This window comes from Pseudomonas sp. dw_612 (assembly GCF_018449725.1).
GTDB lineage: Bacteria > Pseudomonadota > Gammaproteobacteria > Pseudomonadales > Pseudomonadaceae > Aquipseudomonas.
Genome location: NZ_JAAVVC010000057.1, coordinates 1 through 1,307, shown reverse-complemented (window position 1 = coordinate 1,307; position 1,307 = coordinate 1). Strand labels below are relative to the sequence as shown.

The window sequence follows — 1,307 nt, the reverse complement described above, 5'->3', positions numbered from 1 at the left end:
GGTTCTTCACGGAATCCCGGGAAAGACAGAAACAAGAACGCCGATTTGATTGATGATGTTCGTGCGAGCAAACACATCTAACAAACCGGCGTTCTTATGCGCGATATTAATACTTTCCTTCCTTTTTGGGAGGGCTTTTCTGTCGTCACGATCAAGCCTGATGGTGATGCCCTAAAGATCGATCTGATTCCCCACGCCACTCGATTCCCTTCCTGTGGTGGCTGCCAAAGACCTTGTTCAACCACACATGAGTATTGCGAGCGAACCGTTCGGGATCTTCCCATTCTCGGTCGCGCTGTACGCCTCAGCGTTTTGCTCAGGCGTGTTGGCTGCCGTGACTGCGGCAAACGCATGGAGGCCGTCAGTTGGCTGGATCGCTATGCCCGCATGACGCGCCGCTTGGCTGATGCGGTCATTCAGTCCTGTGAGCGCCTCCCAACCCTGCACGTGGCCCAGATGTTTGGCCTGCATTGGGACACCGTTCGGTTGCTGGAGCGTCGAGCCTTACAAACGGCTTTGAGTGTTTTGCCGAAGGCGCAGCCACGGCGCTTGGTGATGGACGAATTTGCGCTGTTCAAAGGGCATCGCTATGCCAGTGTCGTGCTGGATGCCGATACACGACGCGTGCTGTGGATCGGCGAAGGCCGCAGCCGGGCTGCGGTCAGGCCATTTTTCGAAGAGCTGGGGCCAGAAGGTTGTGCTCGCATCGAAGCGGTGGCGATGGACATGAACACCGCTTTTGATCTGGAGGTTCGCCAACACTGTCCGAACGCGCGAGTGATCTACGACCTCTTTCACGTGGTGGCCAAATATGGCCGGGAGGTCATTGATCGCGTCCGCGTCGACGAAGCTAATCGGCTACGTCACGACAAGCCTGCACGCAAGGTCATCAAGCAAGCGCGATGGCTGCTTCTGCGTAATCCGCAGAACCTGAAAACGCCAGAGCAACAGGTCCGTTTGAAGGATCTGCTGGCGGCCAACCAAGCATTGATGACGGTCTACTTGATGAAGGCTGAACTCAAAACGCTTTGGACGCCAAGCACCGCCTGGAGCTGGCGATCAGCCTGGAAGCAATGGCTACGTCATGCTCAAGAAAGTGAAATACCGGCTCTGATCCAGTTTGCAAAGCGATTAAAGGGTTACTGGAGAGGCATCGTCAGCCGGGTTCGCTGGCCAATGCACACCGGTCAGCTGGAAGGCATAAACAATCGAATAAAGGTCATTAAGCGGATGGCGTACGGTTACCGGGACAGCGAATTCTTTTTCATGAAGATCAAGAGCGTCTTTCCCGGTAATCCGTGAAGAAC

The 1,307-nt window shown here is 55.2% G+C and carries 1 protein-coding gene; it reads left to right on the top strand.

Features of this window, described 5'->3' with window-relative positions:
• The first annotated feature begins 96 nt into the window (after positions 1-96).
• Positions 97-1,302, top strand: coding sequence for an ISL3 family transposase (locus tag HB680_RS32435; RefSeq protein ID WP_213942327.1), 1,206 nt, complete (start codon positions 97-99; stop codon positions 1,300-1,302).
• The last annotated feature ends 5 nt before the right edge of the window (positions 1,303-1,307 follow it).

What these genes read in the sequence shown, in the direction of transcription:
- HB680_RS32435 (WP_213942327.1), top strand. Translation starts at nt 97, where the DNA reads ATGCGCGATATTAATACTTTCCTTCCTTTTTGGGAGGGCTTTTCTGTC.